At 39.5% G+C, this 17,931-nt stretch carries 19 protein-coding genes; 10 read left to right on the top strand and 9 right to left on the bottom strand.

What is annotated here, in order from left to right; all coding sequences use genetic code 11:
• Positions 1-2: 2 nt before the first annotated feature.
• The 5 genes from C5471_RS18635 (at position 3) to C5471_RS18615 (ending at position 3,721) form a co-directional block, all read left to right on the top strand.
• A complete protein-coding gene (locus C5471_RS18635) occupies positions 3-920 on the top strand; it encodes a hypothetical protein (RefSeq protein WP_133813074.1) in 918 nt (305 codons plus the stop codon).
• The gene (locus C5471_RS18630; RefSeq protein ID WP_133813073.1) at positions 917-1,840 is read left to right on the top strand and encodes a hypothetical protein; all 924 of its coding nucleotides are present in this window, start codon (positions 917-919) and stop codon (positions 1,838-1,840) included. The genes C5471_RS18635 and C5471_RS18630 overlap by 4 nt, the downstream gene beginning before the upstream one ends.
• A 69-nt stretch (positions 1,841-1,909) precedes the next feature.
• The gene (locus tag C5471_RS18625; RefSeq protein ID WP_133813072.1) at positions 1,910-2,092 is read left to right on the top strand and encodes a hypothetical protein; all 183 of its coding nucleotides are present in this window, start codon (positions 1,910-1,912) and stop codon (positions 2,090-2,092) included.
• A gap of 109 nt (positions 2,093-2,201) precedes the next feature.
• Complete coding sequence (locus C5471_RS18620) at positions 2,202-2,900, top strand: SDR family oxidoreductase (RefSeq protein WP_133813071.1); 699 nt, start codon at positions 2,202-2,204, stop codon at positions 2,898-2,900.
• Positions 2,901-3,187: 287 nt separating this feature from the next.
• The gene (locus C5471_RS18615; protein WP_133813070.1) at positions 3,188-3,721 is read left to right on the top strand and encodes a hypothetical protein; all 534 of its coding nucleotides are present in this window, start codon (positions 3,188-3,190) and stop codon (positions 3,719-3,721) included.
• Positions 3,722-3,910: 189 nt separating this feature from the next.
• Here C5471_RS18615 and C5471_RS18610 read toward each other — a convergent pair whose 3' ends face one another.
• Positions 3,911-5,152 carry an MFS transporter gene (locus tag C5471_RS18610; protein WP_339959305.1) on the bottom strand — a complete coding sequence of 414 codons (1,242 nt, stop codon included), beginning with the start codon at positions 5,150-5,152 and terminating at the stop codon, positions 3,911-3,913.
• A 146-nt stretch (positions 5,153-5,298) separates the two neighbouring features.
• Between C5471_RS18610 and C5471_RS18605 the strand changes: the two genes are divergently transcribed.
• From C5471_RS18605 to nadS, 4 genes are all read left to right on the top strand, one after another.
• On the top strand, positions 5,299-6,213 hold the full coding sequence (locus C5471_RS18605) for a LysR family transcriptional regulator (RefSeq protein ID WP_133813068.1): 915 nt from the start codon (positions 5,299-5,301) through the stop codon (positions 6,211-6,213).
• Positions 6,214-6,336: 123 nt separating this feature from the next.
• The gene (mlc, locus tag C5471_RS18600; protein ID WP_166296255.1) at positions 6,337-7,554 is read left to right on the top strand and encodes a sugar metabolism global transcriptional regulator Mlc; all 1,218 of its coding nucleotides are present in this window, start codon (positions 6,337-6,339) and stop codon (positions 7,552-7,554) included.
• 165 nt (positions 7,555-7,719) lie between these two features.
• The gene (gene bioD, locus C5471_RS18595; protein ID WP_133813066.1) at positions 7,720-8,391 is read left to right on the top strand and encodes a dethiobiotin synthase; all 672 of its coding nucleotides are present in this window, start codon (positions 7,720-7,722) and stop codon (positions 8,389-8,391) included.
• Positions 8,392-8,891: 500 nt separating this feature from the next.
• Complete coding sequence (gene nadS, locus C5471_RS18590) at positions 8,892-9,188, top strand: NadS family protein (RefSeq protein ID WP_133813065.1); 297 nt, start codon at positions 8,892-8,894, stop codon at positions 9,186-9,188.
• A gap of 259 nt (positions 9,189-9,447) precedes the next feature.
• Here nadS and C5471_RS18585 read toward each other — a convergent pair whose 3' ends face one another.
• The 4 genes from C5471_RS18585 to stlA form a co-directional block, all read right to left on the bottom strand.
• On the bottom strand, positions 9,448-9,720 hold the full coding sequence (locus tag C5471_RS18585; RefSeq protein WP_133814212.1) for a DUF1161 domain-containing protein: 273 nt from the start codon (positions 9,718-9,720) through the stop codon (positions 9,448-9,450).
• 22 nt (positions 9,721-9,742) lie between these two features.
• Complete coding sequence (locus C5471_RS18580) at positions 9,743-10,105, bottom strand: DUF1283 family protein (RefSeq protein ID WP_046976261.1); 363 nt, start codon at positions 10,103-10,105, stop codon at positions 9,743-9,745.
• 116 nt (positions 10,106-10,221) lie between these two features.
• A complete protein-coding gene (ydfG, locus tag C5471_RS18575; protein WP_133813064.1) occupies positions 10,222-10,971 on the bottom strand; it encodes a bifunctional NADP-dependent 3-hydroxy acid dehydrogenase/3-hydroxypropionate dehydrogenase YdfG in 750 nt (249 codons plus the stop codon).
• Between the two features lie 97 nt (positions 10,972-11,068).
• The gene (gene stlA, locus C5471_RS18570; protein ID WP_133813063.1) at positions 11,069-12,667 is read right to left on the bottom strand and encodes a phenylalanine ammonia-lyase StlA; all 1,599 of its coding nucleotides are present in this window, start codon (positions 12,665-12,667) and stop codon (positions 11,069-11,071) included.
• 410 nt (positions 12,668-13,077) lie between these two features.
• On the opposite strand from stlA, the gene C5471_RS18565 reads away from it, so the two are divergent.
• Positions 13,078-14,772, top strand: coding sequence for a glycoside hydrolase family 18 protein (locus C5471_RS18565; protein ID WP_133813062.1), 1,695 nt, complete (start codon positions 13,078-13,080; stop codon positions 14,770-14,772).
• A 66-nt stretch (positions 14,773-14,838) separates the two neighbouring features.
• Here the strand turns inward: C5471_RS18565 and C5471_RS18560 are convergent, their stop codons facing one another.
• The 4 genes from C5471_RS18560 to C5471_RS18545 form a co-directional block, all read right to left on the bottom strand.
• Positions 14,839-16,044, bottom strand: a complete 1,206-nt coding sequence (locus tag C5471_RS18560) for a stiblene epoxidase (protein WP_133813061.1) — start codon at positions 16,042-16,044, stop codon at positions 14,839-14,841.
• 436 nt (positions 16,045-16,480) lie between these two features.
• Complete coding sequence (locus C5471_RS18555) at positions 16,481-17,461, bottom strand: P1 family peptidase (protein WP_133813060.1); 981 nt, start codon at positions 17,459-17,461, stop codon at positions 16,481-16,483.
• An 11-nt stretch (positions 17,462-17,472) separates the two neighbouring features.
• The gene (locus C5471_RS18550) at positions 17,473-17,634 is read right to left on the bottom strand and encodes a hypothetical protein (RefSeq protein ID WP_166296252.1); all 162 of its coding nucleotides are present in this window, start codon (positions 17,632-17,634) and stop codon (positions 17,473-17,475) included.
• Positions 17,635-17,710: 76 nt separating this feature from the next.
• Positions 17,711-17,931: transposase (locus C5471_RS18545; protein ID WP_207627396.1), on the bottom strand; the 221-nt coding region annotated here is incomplete at its 5' end.

Genomic DNA, 17,931 nt, shown 5'->3' with positions numbered 1-17,931 from the left:
ACATGGCTGTAAAATTGGCAGTTGAACCTGATACGCAAATTACTTTGGCGGCTTTAATCGAATATCTGACCGATTCCGGCGTAATCGAGCGGTTGAGTGCATCCTGTTATAACCAGGATGATATGTTAAATACGGCATCCCGCCTTAAAGGCTTCGCGCTTAATCATCATGAAGTATTGCAACATGTGAGTAACGCCTTAGCGACTCCTGAAACTTTTCAGTATACCAATAATGGACAATCACAAAGTTATGTTCTGTACACTTGCCCGGTTTTTGTACTGCGCCTGATGGTCTGGATCCCTGTGGGATTTCAGGCGCGGAGTATCCCTTTTTCCTACCGTTATGCCCATGATCATGCATTTGACCTGATGAGTGTTGGCTTTTTTGGCCCTGGATATCGTACCTCTTTGTATGGTTTTGACTACGCCCATATCGAGCAGAGCAACAATGGGGAAACACCGCTCAGTTACGCAGGCGATATGTTTCTGGAGGAAGGGGATATTATTTATTATTACGCTAATAAGGACGTGCACATCCAGCACGAACCTGTTTCGTTGTCAGCTTCTTTGAATCTCATTATTCCTAAAAGTGTTCCTTCCGCTCGTCAAACGATTTTTGAACTATCGGAATCAGAGGGACGTATTGTCGGCAAACCAAAATTCAATAGCTTGCAACGGGTAATTTCACAGCGGTCGATCTTCTCAGTCATGGCATATCAGGGGAATCCACGAACACAAAGACTGCTGATCCATATTGCTAAAACTCATCAGGCGGAGGAAGCCAGGGCGATGGCATGGGCTGCTATTCTTCGTCACCAGATCTCACAATCGTTGATTGATAGCGCGTTGGATGATAACAGCAACTACGTCCGTAATGCGATTCAGACAGTGTTGGCAACTTTGCAGGAGAAAAATTCATGACTCTTGAATTCTCACCTAAACCAGGTAAGCCATTGGTATTGCCTGAGCTGGTTCAGCTTTTGAAAACCAGCAGTATGGTGGACAACGTTTCCTGTGGCCGTTACCAACGGGAAGAAATAGAAATAGCCAGTCAATGGTTAGTAGATTTTGCGGCTAACAAGCAGGAGATATTGGACATCATCTGTAACCAATTAGAATTTCCTAACCAATTTCAATCTGGAAACAATGTTCAGCCACCGACATTTATCCTATACAGCGACCGGAGATTTGCTATTCGTATGGTTCTATGGTTACCACCTGGACCTCAGTCCGCACCTGCGCCATTTTCCTGGTTAGAACCTCATGACCACGATTTTGATTTTTTGACAACTAACTTCTTTGGTGATGGCTATACTACACGTCTTTATGAGTATAACTATGATAGTGTTGATGGCGTTGAAGGTGAAGAAGTCGCTATGAATTACTTTGGCGAACAGATGTTATCCCCAGGCAAAGTCATATTTTTCTTTCGCAGTAAAGATATGCATATCCAATTTCCACCACCAAACTTATCCATCTCTATTAATATCATCATTCAACCCAGAGGGCGTGAACAACGACAATATGAATTTGATCTGGATAGGGAAGATAACTCTGGCTTACAGATTGCACGAATTAAAAAAGGGCGGTTTGAACGGTTCCGTGCACATAAGGTCTTGTTTTCTGTTTTGATGAAAGAAGGCAATGAACGTAGCAGAAAACTACTGCATAGAATTGCCGGCAGCCATGCCCGTGAAGAGTTACGTTCTATCGCTTTTGTTTCCATGCTGAGTTTTTCTACCAATACACAATATCGTGATGAGGTATATCACCTTGCCATGTGTGATCCCAGTAGTTATGTCCGTGCACAGGCTCAGCAATGTATGTTAGCGCTGGCTTAGCGAGCGTTAATAGTACCGCGTCATTTCGACGCAACTTTACTATCTAATATAAAAAAAGAGGTAGGTCATATGAAAAACACAAATCTGGGCAATACTGAAACTGATCAAACAGAGAATTCTCTCCGGCTAGCGACTTTTTCACAGCCGGTTAGCCTGGCTGGGGCAGTACCGCGCACCTTATCGGGTAGTGAAGCGGGCAGAGTACTTGGTTTTGGTTGTCGCTCCTGCACTGAATCATCAAAAAACGAATGATAAATAATTCTGTAGCTATTTGATGACAATATAAAGTTAAGCGGATTTCTAATCGGCGAATAATACCACCGGATGGGAGTCCGCTATTTCGTGTTATTAGGGAGGAAAGATGTTGCATAGTCAGCGTGTGTTACTCACCGGTGCTAGTGGTTTGCTTGGTTGTGCAATTACGGAAATGCTGGCAAGCAATGGTTTTCGAATGGTGGTAACCGGCAGACGTGATAATCGGCTTAAGGAATTGTCCCAACAATATCAGGATAATCGCGAAATATATTCACTTGCGGGGGATATACGTGATGATAATTTCCGCCAGCAACTGATAGATTTCACCTGTGAAAAGTTGGGTGGATTGGATGTATTAATTAATAATGCCGGTACTTTCCATTTCAGCAATCTGATGGATATGATGCCGGAAGAAATTGATCAGGTTATTACGACTAATGTCACCGCTTTAATTCATATGACATATCTGGCTTTGCCACATCTATTATCAAGTACTCAGTCTTCCATTATTAATATTTGCTCTCTGGCAGGGAAAGCCAGCTTGCCAGGGGCTAGTTGCTATGCAGCATCAAAATGGGCAGTCGTTGGATTTACTGTAGCGTTACAGCAAGAACTATGGAAACAAGGCATACGTGTATGCGCAATTTCGCCAGGTCAGCTTGAGCAGTTAGGAATTAAATTATCAGAAGATGTAGGAACTATCCCACTTTCTGCTGTCACTGATGCAATTGCCTTTATCCTTCAGCATCCAGCCGGTAGTTGCCCGTCAGAAATTGTTTTGCGGCCGATGGTGGGCGGTTCATAACTTTTAATGCATTGCCTTTTTATTCGCACATGGGGATAATCTTACTGTATATTATTTTAATATTGATATCGGTGCTTATAATAATTTTTCAATAGGTGAATATTTTGCGCTTGTCCTAATTTGATTCCCGAATTTTCCGGTTGTTTTTTTATAAATGTGGCAAACATTAAGCAATTTTGGCAAATAATTAGCGACAATCCCATTATGGTTGTATACTGTGAAGAAGCGATAATAAACAAGGTGGAGCTATTGAGCCAAGTAAATCAATTAAAAAATGAGGCGCAATTATGACTAATATTTATATAAACAAATATGCTCAAAATAGTATCGTTGCGAAACTCCCATTAGCATCTGATAAGAAAATAGAAAAATGGAATGCGGAAAATTTGGATTTTCGCATTTGGACCCCGGGATTTATATGGTTGGATGGTCAAAGCATTTCAGAGTTTCGCAACTTATTTCGGTATCCAGGTATTACAAATCTTTATCTTGCATTCACGTTTAAAGCGCAGTTTCTCACTCCATTAAGTTCTACAGCAGAAATGTCAAGGGTACAGCCAATTCAGGATTGGTTTTTCAATAATGGAGCATATATTGAGAATGGTTTTGATAACTTCGGTATATATTCCAGTGATACAGGGCGTGGAGAATACAGTGTAAATTTCATTGATCCCTGTTTTTATCTTATAAAGAATGGTGAATTGAGTTATAGTGATAAGAATTCCGCTTTCCCAAACCTTGTCCTTCGGGTGAAAAATAAGGTCAGTTCAAATTTTCTGGCAAATTTAATTCCTACGGATTTTAAAGTGATTATTAATTAGTTTCATATTATATTGAAACCCTCTTTCGGGTGGCTGCTCTGAGTGAACACACCCAAAAGAGGATTCGCTTTATAAACTGGTTTCCTTAACTACCTCATTTTTCCTATCTTTTTCCATAATAATCAGTAATTTAAGCATGATGACAATACCTTTAGATGCTTCGCTGGCCTTGCTATGTGATGTTCTCGATTATTTTGCCTCAGGGAGTTTAGCAAGCTTAATTCCCAGAAGCAGAGCTAAAAGGATGAGAATGATAATAAATAAAACAACCCCGTTCCAGCCCCATTGTAGCCAGAATATACCACCCAAAGTACCCGCTACACTTGAGCCGGCGTAATAACAGAAGAGATAGAGAGATGACGCCTGTGCTTTGGCCCGACGAGCGCGACGTCCAACCCAACTGCTGGCGACAGCGTGTGCGGCAAAGAAACCGGAAGTGAGTATGACCATCCCAATTATAATCATCACAGTAGAGGGCAGCATGGTAATAAGAGTACCAATTAGCATCATACTAATCGTCACTATCAGCATTTTCCCTAGTCCGTATTGACTTGTTAATCCACCCACTTTAGATGCGCTGTATGTACCGGCCAAATAGACAATGGATAACATACCAACAGTCGATTGACTGAAATGATAGGGAGAGTCCAGTAAACGATAACTGATATAATTAAACATCGTAATAAAACCACCCATGAGCAAAAATGCTTCAAAAAATAATAATGGCAACCCTTTATCACGAAAATGTAATCTCAGATTTATCAATAAAGATTTTGGTTTGAGGGAGCTTGGCCGAAAATGACGAGATTCAGGTAACATACGACAAAACATAATTGCAGCAATTAAGGAAAATAAACCTAATACTATGACAGAAACCCGCCATGAGAAATGATCCGTTATCACACCTGATATTAATCGCCCACTCATTCCGCCAATAGAATTACCGCTGATATAAAGCCCCATTGATAAAGCAACAAAGTTAGGATGAATTTCCTCACTAAGGTAAGTCATTGCAACGGCTGCTACGCCACTGAGAGATAAGCCAACCAGAGCGCGTATAATCAGAATTCCATGCCAACTGGTCATAAATGCACTGAGTAAAGTGAAAAATGCGGCGGCAGATAGCGCGGTTACCATAACATTTTTACGGCCAATAGCGTCAGATAAAGGACCGGTTATTAATAACCCCAGTGCCAGCATCCCGGTCGAAAGCGATAAAGATAAACTGCTGGTGGCCGGAGAGACACCAAAATCTTCCGATAATATAGGTAAAATGGGTTGAACAAAGTAGAGTAGGGCAAATGTTGCTAATCCTACGGTAAAGAGTGACAACGTCACTCTGATATACAAAGGATCTGCCTTCTGAATATAATCTCTCTTATTTTGAGTATCTTGGACAAGACTATTATCGGGTGTTGGATTTTCGCTGATGCTGCGGGTGGTGCTCACATGATTTCCTTACTTAACTCATAATAAGTAACTTGCGTTTTGATGTAGATCAAGCATATGAATTGCAAAATATTTTGTCTAATATATTAATCATTAATAATGATATGTATTAGATCTCAAAGGTGATTATGGCTATTGAATTACGGCACTTACGTTACTTTGTTGCAGTGGCAGAGGAATTACATTTTGGTCGCGCAGCAGAGCGGCTTAATATTTCACAACCCCCATTAAGCCAACAAATTCAATCGCTTGAAAATAGTATCAACGCACAATTATTAGAGCGTAATAACCGGAATGTGAACCTGACCCCGGCAGGTAACATGTTTCTGGAGGAGGCTTATCAGATTCTGGCCCAGGTTGATGCCGCGGCGACAAAAGCTGCCAGAATGCAAAAAGGAGAATTAGGTGAAATATCTATCGGTTTCACCTCTACAACACCTTTTATGCATAAAGTCACTTTGAGTTTACGGCAATTCCGCGAACGCTACCCGGAAGTGTCTATTCATATGCATCAAATGAATACCAAGCGTCAGATTGCTCCGTTGCTGACTGGACGGTTAGATATTGGAATTATGCGTAATACGCAATTACCGGATAGTTTGGAGCATCGGCTATTATTCCGTGAATCTTTTATGCTTGCTGTTTATGATGGACACCCGTTATTAGACTATGCCCAACAGGGAATAAAGCTCGAAATGTTGGCGGGCTATCCGCTGGTATTTTTTGAACGTGAAGTTGGAACTGCTTTATATGATGAAATCATCACGTTATTGACTCAGGCAGGTGTGACACCGATGATTTCACAAGAAGCAGGTGAGGCCATGACCATTCTTGGTCTTGTCTCGGCAGGGCTTGGGATCAGTGTTGTGACTGAGTCTTTTACCCGTATGAAAGTCGATGGTGTTCAGTATATTTCCTTTGCTGATAACCGATCTTTCTCTGAGGTTTGGTTAGTCAATCATAAAAGCCGACCAGTATCAGCCGCAGCAAACAGACTGACAAGACTACTCATCTCTAATGTTCTGAATGAAAAAAATGAGTGAAGATCAGCTAAATTTCGTGCTTAATATCACATATTGATTGAAAGAATGATACCTTTTGCCTAAAACATCGACATAATCAGCCGACAATTATTTCGAAGCTCAAATTAATTAAAGAGCAGAAGGGTGAGTATGGATGGACAACCAGGTCATATTGATCAAATAAGACAGACTAATATTGGTGCTGTTTATCGGTTAATTGATCAATATGGCCCAATTTCCCGTATTGAGCTATCTAAAAAAGCACAACTTGCTCCAGCCAGTATTACTAAAATTGTTCGTGAATTGGTTGATACACACTTAGTGATGGAGACAGAATTTCTGGATTTGGGATTTAGAGGACGCCCAGCGACTGGACTGAAGCTTGATTCTCAAAACTGGCATTTATTGTGTGTCAGTATTAGCTTTGGAAGTTTAATTTTGGGCCTTCGTGATCTCAGCAGCAAGTTAATTGTTGAAGATGTTTTGCCATTATCGGCTAGCAATAAAAAATCCTTTTTAGACTGTATTATTCATGAGATTGACGCATTTTTTGGTCGTTATCAATCCCGTCTTGAGCGCCTGACGGCAATTAGCATGACTATAAATGCGATTGTTGATCCGACTAAAGGTTTAATCTGCAATTTTCCTTATTATCAGGTTCAAGAGTTGGCAATAGGAGAGTATCTGCATCGTCGCACCGGATTACCGGTATTTCTCCAACATGAAATCACCGCCTGGACGGTAGCTGAATCATTATATGGTGCGGCAAAAAATTGTCAGAATATTATCCAGATTGTCATTGATGAAAATGTTGGATGCGGCGTTATCATTGCAGGACAAACATTACATGCGGGCAACGGTAGTGTTATGGAAATAGGACATATTCAGGTTGAACCTGATGGTGAACGCTGCAATTGCGGGAATCTGGGCTGCTTGGAGACAGTTGCCGGTATCAGTTACATTTTATCTAGAGTAAAGCAGCAGTTAATGACGGCTCCAGATTCTTTACTTAACGGTAAACTATTGACGGTTGAATCATTCTGTCAAGCCGCTAATAAAGGTGATACTCTGGCAATTGATATTATCCATGATATAGGGCTAAAAATTGGTCATATTGTTGCAATTATGGTGAATTTATTTAACCCTGAAAAAATTCTGATTGGTTCTCCACTTAATGCTTCACAGCAAATTTTGTATCCTGTCATTGATGGATGTATTCAGCGACACTCTTTGCCTACTTATAGTAAACAGGTTGAGTTGGTTGCAACAGAATTTAACAACTCAGGAACATTATCTGCGGTGTCATCAGTTAAAAAAGCTTTATATGATGGTTCATTGTTGATCAATTTAATGAAAGGATAATAGACCTGATCAATGTTCTCTGATTGTAATATTTGCTTTTTCTTACTCAATTTACGCAATAATTAAACAAAACATTGAGCTAACGCAATCTCCCTTATAGCCGTACCCTCTAAACTTAAGTGTTCATTAAGCGGATTTTATCTGTCATTATGGAAAACAGAATTTATGTTAACTCGCCTATTTGTTACGGGGACAGATACCAACATCGGTAAAACAGTTGTTACCCGTGCATTATTACAAGCTTTTAATCGTGACGGAGCAACAGCTGTAGGTTATAAACCTATAGCCACAGGAGGGTATGAAACAGAAGAAGGAATGCGTCATCGAGATGGTCTGATTTTGCAAAAATCCTCTCCTGTTCAATTTAAATATGAAGAAATTAACCCGGTTATCTGGAAAAGTAGTTACTGTGAAGCAAACCAGGTTGATTTCGATCAGATGAAACAAGGATTAAATAATCTTAGCAATAAAGCAGATTGCGTTATTATTGAAGGTAACGATGGTTGGCGTGTGTTGCTGAATGATGAAACTTTTTATTTTGATTGGGTGATTCAGGAAAAAATTCCAGTCATTTTAGTCGTAGGCATTCAACCTGGCTGTGTAAACCACTCAATTTTAACCGCGCAGGCGATCATAAATGATGGATTGCAGTTAATTGGGTGGATAGCAAATAGAATTAATCCTGGTATATCTCATTATGCGAAAATTATGGATAGGTTACGCTGTCACATTAATGCACCACAGTTAGGTGAAATTCCTTATATTTTACGTCCGGAAGAAAAAGATCTATCCTGCTATCTGAATATTTCCACTCTATTAAAACCAGTTGTAAAATAGTCATGGGCTGAAATCGACAAATATCTTGACTATGATGTTTGATCATTCAATAAGAAAACCTCATGTTTGAAAACGTGAGGTCAGACCGCTGACAAACCTCGTTTAAAAGAACGGGGTTTGTTTTTTTCATGATGAAAAATGTTGTGGCCATCTTCCTCATTATTTTTGCTCTTGCTTTACCACATACCCCCTTTATCCAGCAATAAAAATAACAGCTTAAAGGGGGAAATACACCGGAAAGAAGCTTATTGATGAAGATCGAATATACCCCATATATCGGAGTGACTTAAATTTAGCTAAAATGACACTGAGTGTCATTTTTTTCTTGCAAAGTGACACTGGGTGTTAGTATGATGTCATTTATAGACAACATGGAGAAGTTAAGAAAGCACAATTAAAAAAGGTTGTTCAATATATGAAATAAAATACCACCTTAGGGCGGTTAACTTCTCCAAGTTTATATATAAATTTTCATAAAATAATCTAATTGAGGGCAAGTTATGGAAGAAAATATGTTTCAAGAGCTTTTGAGTGGTGTAAAAGAGATGGTAGCAATAGAGAATGGTGAGTATCAGCCTAAGCCTGAACATGTTCACTGTCATGCTATCCCTAATGTTAAATCAATTCGAAAAAGTTTCGGTATGAAGCAACCTGAGTTTGCGGAGGTGTTAGGAGTCACCACTAGGCAGGTGCGAAGCTGGGAACAAAACCAGCGAGTTCCATCAGGGGCGGCATTGAAAATGCTATTTTTAATAGAGAGGAATCCGAATATTGTAGACACATTTAGATCTCTTTAAGCAAGAAAATCATTGCTAATGATCTGAAAAAATTATTATGCCTGTTTTATCTGCATTAGGGCAATTATGGCTTAATACCATAATTGCCCAGTAAACGTAATTCTTGCAATTTTGGCATCGTGCTGATCTCACTTTTAAAAACGTATGGTTGGTTAAACAAAGGTCGAAGGCGTACAGCCTCGACCGTTATTTAGGTTGGAAAGTATTTGCGTAATATTTTTTCTGAATTCCGCGTATCTCCCAGAAAAACAATAAGAGTTTATTCTGTGACTGGCGGGGTTGTGGATTGACTCCCTTGCCGGGTATACACAATCTTTTTGGTATTATTTTCACAATGACCAACGATCTTACCACCGTCTTGTTCGGTTTGGTCATTAGGAATAATTTCCAATTTAAAGCCAGATTCCGGCACACCATTATGGATAATTTTCTGCGCAATCTGCTCTTTCACGCTTTCACATGAAGCTTGGGCAGCAAGCGCAAATGGAGATACAGTAACGATCAACGCACTGAATAAAAGTGCTTTTTTCATCTTCATTATCATCACCTTATTATTACGGTCTGATAGGCATACCAGTATTGCTGTCTAGGCAACGTTCGGTATTGGGTTCCCAATAAGCATTGATATTGGTACTTTTCATACATGCGTCGCGAGCATCAATCGCTTTATCGAACTTATCAAATTCCTTCTCAGCACGTTTATTAACTTTGGTACGAAGATTCTTGGTTTCATCCCATTGCTCTTTACTTTGACGGGCCGCTTCTTTACTTAGCGCAGTATCTCCGTTGCCATTTACTGTGACGCAGGTTCCCCCGGAAGAGCAGGTTGCCGCCAATGCCGGCGCTTGCCATAACAAAGGAATTGCCAGAGCGATAGCAGGCATAGCTTTTAATATCAAAGAATTACAAAAATTCATCTTTTATCCTCTTGGAAGAGAGTGGAGCCAAATTCGATGGCACAATAGGAAATTATCAGATAGATAAATTATAAGATAGCATGAAGATGTTCAACAAATTATCAAGAAGAATATGATTATATATTTCTATGCACGTTAAGCCCAGCAAATGACTGACAAACCGGCATCATTTCCAAGGTATTAATGTTGACATGTGCAGGTAGGTTAGCAACCCAAAAAACAGCCTCTGCGACATCTTCGGCTGTTAATGCCTGAGTTCCATCGTAGGTTTTATTCACTTTGTTATTGTCACCTTTAAAGCGGACTAAAGAAAACTCGGTACCGCCAACTAAACCAGGTTCTATATCAGTGACACGGATATTTTTTCCCTGTAAATCTGCCCGTAAGCCTAGACTAAACTGTTTGACAAAGGCTTTAGTTGCGCCATAAACATTCCCACCTAAATATGGCCAATTCGCAGCGGTAGAACCGATATTAATAATATGCCCATGATTTCTTTCCACCATTTCAGGCAGCAGGGCACGGGTCATATTCACAACGCCTTTAGCATTGGTATCAATCATTATTTCCCAGTCACTTTGGTTAGCCAGATGTGCGGGTTCTAGTCCAAGAGCTAAACCAGCGTTATTAACTAAAACATCAATATTACGAAGTGACTCTGGCAATTGTTGAATAACCTGGCTGATAGCAGCCCGATCAGTAACATCAAGTTGAACAGGGTAAAAATCATCACCCAGTTCAACTTTTAATTTTTCTAATCGTGCTTTACGGCGGCCAGCTCCAATAACTTTAGCGCCATTTTGAATAAATTTTCGGGTGATCGCTTCACCAAAACCTGATGTTGCTCCTGTTACGAAGATAATCATACAAAACCCCTTGTTTATTGATACTGTTTTTATTGCAGTAAATGGGGTTCTGCATTTTTAGTCAAGAGATCATTGAAAATTTTCAGTCATTTTCTTTTTACTTCTCCAGAATAATCTCTGGCAGTGGGAGTTGATCATTAATAATTGCATCTGCAATTCGGATTATATCCTCATCTAATGCACGATCGGTTACTAGAGGAGGACTGATTTCACGTACTGCATGGTAAAATTTTGCTGTTTCAGGCGCAATTTGACTAATATTGCCACGGAGATAAATTGCCTGACAAACGACCAAAATGGTCATTGATACAATATTGCGTAATTTCTGCTCCATTTCTAAAACATCTTGTGCAGCATGTAATCCTAAACTGACAATATCCTGGTTATATTGCTCTGTAGCGAGGGTATGAATACCAGATGCAGCACAATCATGGCGGATTGCAGCAACTAAAGCGGTTTGAGAAAGTTGGACACCTTTAAAACCTTGATACATGCCGGGAGTTGGGCTAAGTGAATTGGGTAACCCACGGGAAAAACGGTTATCCATCATAAGTGCCACAATTGCATGGAGGTGATTGGCAATTAAAGTGATATCTAGTTTTAGTGCATCCATTGTCCGGGCGACATATTGTCCCATAAAATTCCCACCATGCAAAACATCGCCATTTTCTGGATCTACCAGTGGGTTATCATTCGCAGAGATAACTTCCCGCTCTAATATTTTTCGGGCTGAGTCTAAAGATTCTGGCACTATACCTAATATTTGTGGCGCACAGCGAATTGAATAAACTTCCTGTAAGGTATCATTTAGTTGGGTAACTTCTTGGTGACGGCAAGCTTTATTTGCCTGTTCTTTAATCCCGGATAATAAATTAATCTGAGTCGAACCTGCCAATAAATTACGTAGTGCACTTGCTATTGCTTTCTGACCGGGATGATTTTTTACTTGCTGGATCCGGGCATCATAATGTTCATGAGATGCAAGTAATGCCTCAACAGCCAGGGCAATAGCAGAGATTGCTGCTTTAAATAGTTTTTCCAGTTTGATGACGGTAACTGCGCTGATACCTGACATCACTCGGGTGCCATTAATGAGGGCAAGACCTTCTTTTGCCTGTAATGATAATGGCGTCAATCCTGCATGTTTAATCGCTTCAGCCGCGCTAATTTCTTTTCCCATATAATAAACTTTACCTATGCCACATAATGCGCGTGCGATATAAGATAAGGGAATCAAATCACCGCTTGCACCCACTGAGCCATAGCGAGGAACCAGAGGAACAATATCATGATTAATATGGTCAGCTATCGTTTGAGCGACAATTGGCCTGGTTGCAGACCAACCTTTGCAAACGGAAAGTAACATAGTAAATTGTGACGCTTTAATACAAGTTTTGGACATAAAATCCCCAGTGCCGGCAGAAAGAAAAGTCAACAGATTTTTCTGATGCTCTGAGATTTTATCAAATGGCACAACTAAATTAGCATTCCCACCAAACCCTGTATTAATTCCGTATATAACCTCTCCAGAATTTAATTTTTCCTCTAATTTTTCACGACCACGGCTCAAAAGCTCAATGATATCCTTTGATATTTCTACTTTTTTTTGTTTTATAGCAATATTATAGATGTCTTCCAGAGAGATAACGTTATTATTATTAATAATAATGGTTGTCTGAATATCTTTAGATTTCATTTTAATCTCCATATATAAGAGTGATAATAATAAATTAAAGAAACAAATACCCTTAGTGATACAAGTTAGTATAGGTACAAAATAAAAAAATAGTCATTTGAGAATAAAATCAAAATAAAATAATCGTAAAAATTAATTTACAAAAATTCATTAATATTGATAATTATAACAATAAGGATATAATATATTTTCAATTTGAGATTATTTCTTTTAGTTTTACCTTATTATAATAAAGAGATGATAATGTACAATGTGTTGACATAAAATTAAGTTGATCATTGATAATCAAACAAATAGCAATTATTTGTTTTCCTAAGAATACGGGCTAGAATGTAATAGTGTTACCACACGAAGTAAAATAATTTGAATGTTCATCGAAAAATAAATTGATATCTAGTCGAGGTGATTTTATGTCAAAAATAATCCAGACAGATTCTCTCAGTGAACAGTCTTATAAAATAGATAATTTTAATCCATCAACTGAAACAATAAATTTCAGTTACACATCGGGGAGGATTGCATTACCAGTTTATAATAAGTATGACACACGAAATAAACCTAAAGTTTTTGGCTATTATACAGATTGGTCGCAATATGACGGAAGATTACAAGGAAATCAAGATCCCGCCAGTCGTGGTAGAGGAATAGATTTACAGCACCTTTTAGATAATCCTTTTGCGTATGATAAATTAGTTATTGGTTTCTGTGGAATACTTGGTGATGAGGGTGAAAAGAAGCAGCAAATTAAAGAACAAGCACCATTATTTTCCCGTACCAATAACGGTGAAGTCACATTTACAGATGCCTGGGGTGATTGCCAGTCTTATCAGAATTGTACTTATTCTGGTTGGCAAGATATCCAAATGCCAAGGGATTTTGATCAATCTAAAAGTATGGGCGTATTAGGGGGATTGGCTAAGATCCAACAGGCTGCAAAAGCCCAGGGTCATGACCTTATTATGTCGTTCAGTGTCGGTGGTTGGACCATGAGTAATGGCTTTTATAATATGGTCAGAGACGAAACATTGAAATCCTATTTCTGTTCGAGTCTGGTTGATATATTCCGACGTTTCCCTATGTTTACCGAGATTGATATTGACTGGGAATACCCAGGTGTTGCCGGAAATGACGGTAATATCTATGCTCCAGATGATGGCGATTATTATGTTAGTTTAATTCGAGACTTAACTGCTGCTTTTAAAGAGGCGGGGCGCTCGGATGTAAAAATAAGTATAGCCTGTTCCGCAGTACCAGAAAAAATGGAGAAATCAAAAATACCCGAATTATTAAAGGTTGGACTATATGGTATTAACGTGATGACCTATGATTTTTTTGGTACTCCGTGGGCTGAAAAACTGATGCATCATACGAATCTTCGTAATTATCCTGGAGGTGAAAATAGTGTAGAAAAAGCAGTTGAATATTTATTGAGTATCGGTGTTCCTGCATCTGCAATTAATATTGGCTATGCTGCATATTCACGTAATGCCAGAAATGCGGTTGTTAATAGTTATTCTCCATTATCCGGCAGTTATGATCCGGGCTATATTCCGAAAAAGGAGCCAAAGATTACGACAACCGGCTCATTTGAATCAGGAACAACAGAATGGTACGACACTATATATAATTATCTGGATTTGGAAAGTAAAAAAGGGAGAAATAATTTTGATTTTTGTACTGATGATATAGCAGACGCTGATTATCTTTATAATAAGGAAAGCAAGTTGTTTATTTCTATTGATACCCCTCGTGCTGTTAAAGCTAAGGCTCAATATGTATTGGAAAAGAGTCTGGGGGGAATATTTACATGGACTGCGGATCAAGACCGTGGCTTATTAGTCAATGCGGCCAGGGAGGGTCTTGGTTGTGAGTTAATCACGAAAAAGATAGATATGACACCATTCTACTTCAAAGGCTTCAATGTTGATCCGGGCGATCAAGGTAAGGGCGGTGATTACCCGGCATGGGATGCAAGCAAGGAATACAAGGCTGGTGATAGAGTCAGTTGGAAAGACCAAAATTGGGAAGCTAAATGGTGGAATAGGGGCACAGCACCAGATGACGCTGGAACATCTGATGCTTATCCCTGGGTTAAAATTTCATAATTAGTTAAATGAAGCCACCAGTATGATATATGTACTGGTGGCGGATTATTTATCTTTATTTCTTCCTTAGCGCTTTCGGCTTAAATGCCGTTGTTTTAACGGCGGGATGGCAAAATGTTCTACAGCGTTTTGTGCGCTGCGCAACGAAATCCCAACGATTTGATTAGCGTATATGCGCATCTGTTGCTCATAATCTGAAATTGCCTTGACTAATTCTTCATGCCCGGACGCTACGCGGGTAAGTGTTTGTGTGAGTAAAAGTGCATCTCGCAGCGCTGTGTTCGCTCCCGCGCCTGCCATTGGCGTCATATTATGAATAGCATCCCCAAGTAGTGTGATAGGGCTGGATTGCCACGGTGGAAGATAGGGCATACTGCGTAAAGGTATCAGAGACACGTTTTCCATATCACTCTGTTGAACTAGAGCATGTAGGTTTGGATCCCATGAAATCATGCGGGACCGGACGAGATTGCAAAGAGCTTCAGCAGAAAAATCAGTCACATTATCAGGAAAACTATCTGTTGCTGCTACGTAGACCCATACTATGAAATTATCGATTTCTGCCAAAGTAGCTTCTACATGAGTATCAACTGGAGCACGCCACATAGAAATAAACAGCCAGTCCGGGCTTTTCGGTATGATACTGTTGGGTGCTCCATCCAGGAAATTTTGTGGCAACATGGCTGTAAGAGCTGGAGTAAGACGCGAGCGACCCACAACGATACTAATACCTACACTAAATCTTTCTATTGAGGGAAGGTACTGTTTACGTACTTTTGAGTTACTGCCATCCGCACCGATAAGAACATCGACATCATCGTGACTTCCATCAGTAAAAAAAACCCTGACTCCTCCGTTTTTAATATTTTCATAACGAACAAATGTTTTATTCCACTGAATTGTATTTGAAAGTCCCTTGCTTAGTATATCTTTAAGTTCAGTTCTACTGATTGACAGGCGCTGCTCGGAAATGATCAGCCCGCTCATTGGAGAAATGCCACCCTGAACGGCAAGAAGACGCAGACGCTCATTATAAAACCGTGATTGCCCGCCAATATATCTTGACATCTTCTTAAAGGTTAGCCAATTTACATCTGGAAGACATTCTTGCAGTGCCTGTTGGCCGAATGTATTAAGATGAATTCCATAACCGGGAAGTTCGGATAACGCGGCTGGGTTTCGTTCATAGACTGTCACTTTTATGTTATTTTTGCGTAAGCCGTGTGCCAGACATGCACCACCAATCCCGGCACCAATGATACCAACATGCATTATATTCCCCCCATTTTAATAATATGAACGATTCTGGATACGTCGTGGTAATATATTTACCTGATATTATTTATTTACTGCTATTACTTGTATTATAGTATTCGACGTGAAAATATACTTTACATGGAAAACGAGCAAGAAATATTTGTCTTTATTGATGAAAATATTTCAAAAAATAATATATGCTTATGTTTTTAAATGGTATTTTATTATTATGTAAATTTTTAAATTATCTAATTAAGTTACTTTTTCGATTTTTTTATTTTATGGTTTTTCATGAGTTTAATATTTTACAGCAATGAAAATATTAAACTTGTTTAGTGTTTTGTTTATTGATAAATACATGCCTGAACGTATTCGGTGCATGTTTCTGCGTTATCTTGGGCGTTCTCCACAAACGTACAGGATGTATCATAGAAAAAAATAATGACCGGTTTTAAACCGGTCGGCAAAACGAATCGGCATAACCTTTAACACCAAATCCTGATTTGGCTGAGGTTACAGCGTCTAAAACCGCAGTAGCCATGACCTCAGCCGCAACTATACCAACAATATTCACCGATGAATCTACACCACCTGTTGTTGCTGCAAAAATAGTATCCCCGTCACTCATGGTATGAACGGGGTATATTGTCCTCGCAAGACCATCATGAGCCATTTGGGAAACTTTTTTCATCTGACTTTTATTCATATTTGCGTTACAACAAATTATGCCAATGGTCGTATTTGTCCCCTGGGTGAAATTGTTATCTTTATTTTCTATAACATAGGAAATGAGATCGATAATATGACCATTTTCATCACACGCACCTGCAATAGTTTTACCATTTTTAGGATCTCTAATTTCACCAACAGCATTTACAACTACCATTGCGCCAACTATCAGTCCTCCTGGTAATTTAACAGATGCTGTCCCAAGTCCACCTTTCATGGCTTTGTCAAAACCGGCCATCTTACCTATAGTGGCCCCGACGCCTGCGCCAATATTTCCCGATGGAAAAGAGTTGGCAGACGCGTTTTGCGCGGCAATATAACCCATCTTAGCGTCAGGACGAACAGCAGGATCGCCGAAATTCAGGTCAAAAATTACGGCGGCAGGAACGATAGGGACGACAGCGATACCGACATCAAAACCTTTTTTTCTTTCTTCAAGATAGCGCATTACGCCAGAAGCGGAATCTAATCCAAAAGCACTACCTCCACTCAGCACTACGGCGTTGACTTTCTGAACAGTATTAATGGGATCTAAAAGCTCGGTTTCCTTTGTCCCCGGAGCGGCACCTCTGACATCAACGCCACAAACAGCTCCATTGTCGAAAATAATTACGCTACAACCGGTTTGTTTCAATTTATCTTCAGCATGCCCAATCCTGATACCCGGTATATCCAGGATTGTTCCATTTGTTTTTTTATACATAAATGCCTCACTTAATCTTCTTTTTTGATCATTAATCCAAATAAAGGATTATTGACAACAGGGACAACAGCAATATCGAATTTGTCTGGTTCTGGCAAAAAATCAATATCTATCAGTGCGGCAAACCTTGACGTGGCTAAATGGGCTTCTGCAATATCGTCTGTATAAATCACCAGCCCAAACTCATTTTTATTCAGCGTCGCAAACCGGCGGTTACGTGTGTTAAATAGGGTATATACCCAAGAAACTTCAAGATGCAGTTTTTAGTACCTGAAAATGGTCGTTAATTCTAGACATCAGCGAGTCCGCTATATCAGGTAGCGTTGTGGTGAAAAATTTGAACACTTTGTCTCGAAATTCATGTTTATCAGCGAAATAACGGTTATTTCGAACATGTTCATTCATGACCTTCCATAATCGCTCTATCGGGTTTAAATTGGGGCTATAGGGAGGAAGGTAATGTAACTCAA

The sequence above is a fragment of the Photorhabdus tasmaniensis genome (assembly GCF_011189505.1).
GTDB lineage: Bacteria > Pseudomonadota > Gammaproteobacteria > Enterobacterales > Enterobacteriaceae > Photorhabdus > Photorhabdus tasmaniensis.
Note: the sequence above shows the minus strand (reverse complement) of the source record. Positions and strands in the feature narration are given on the sequence as shown.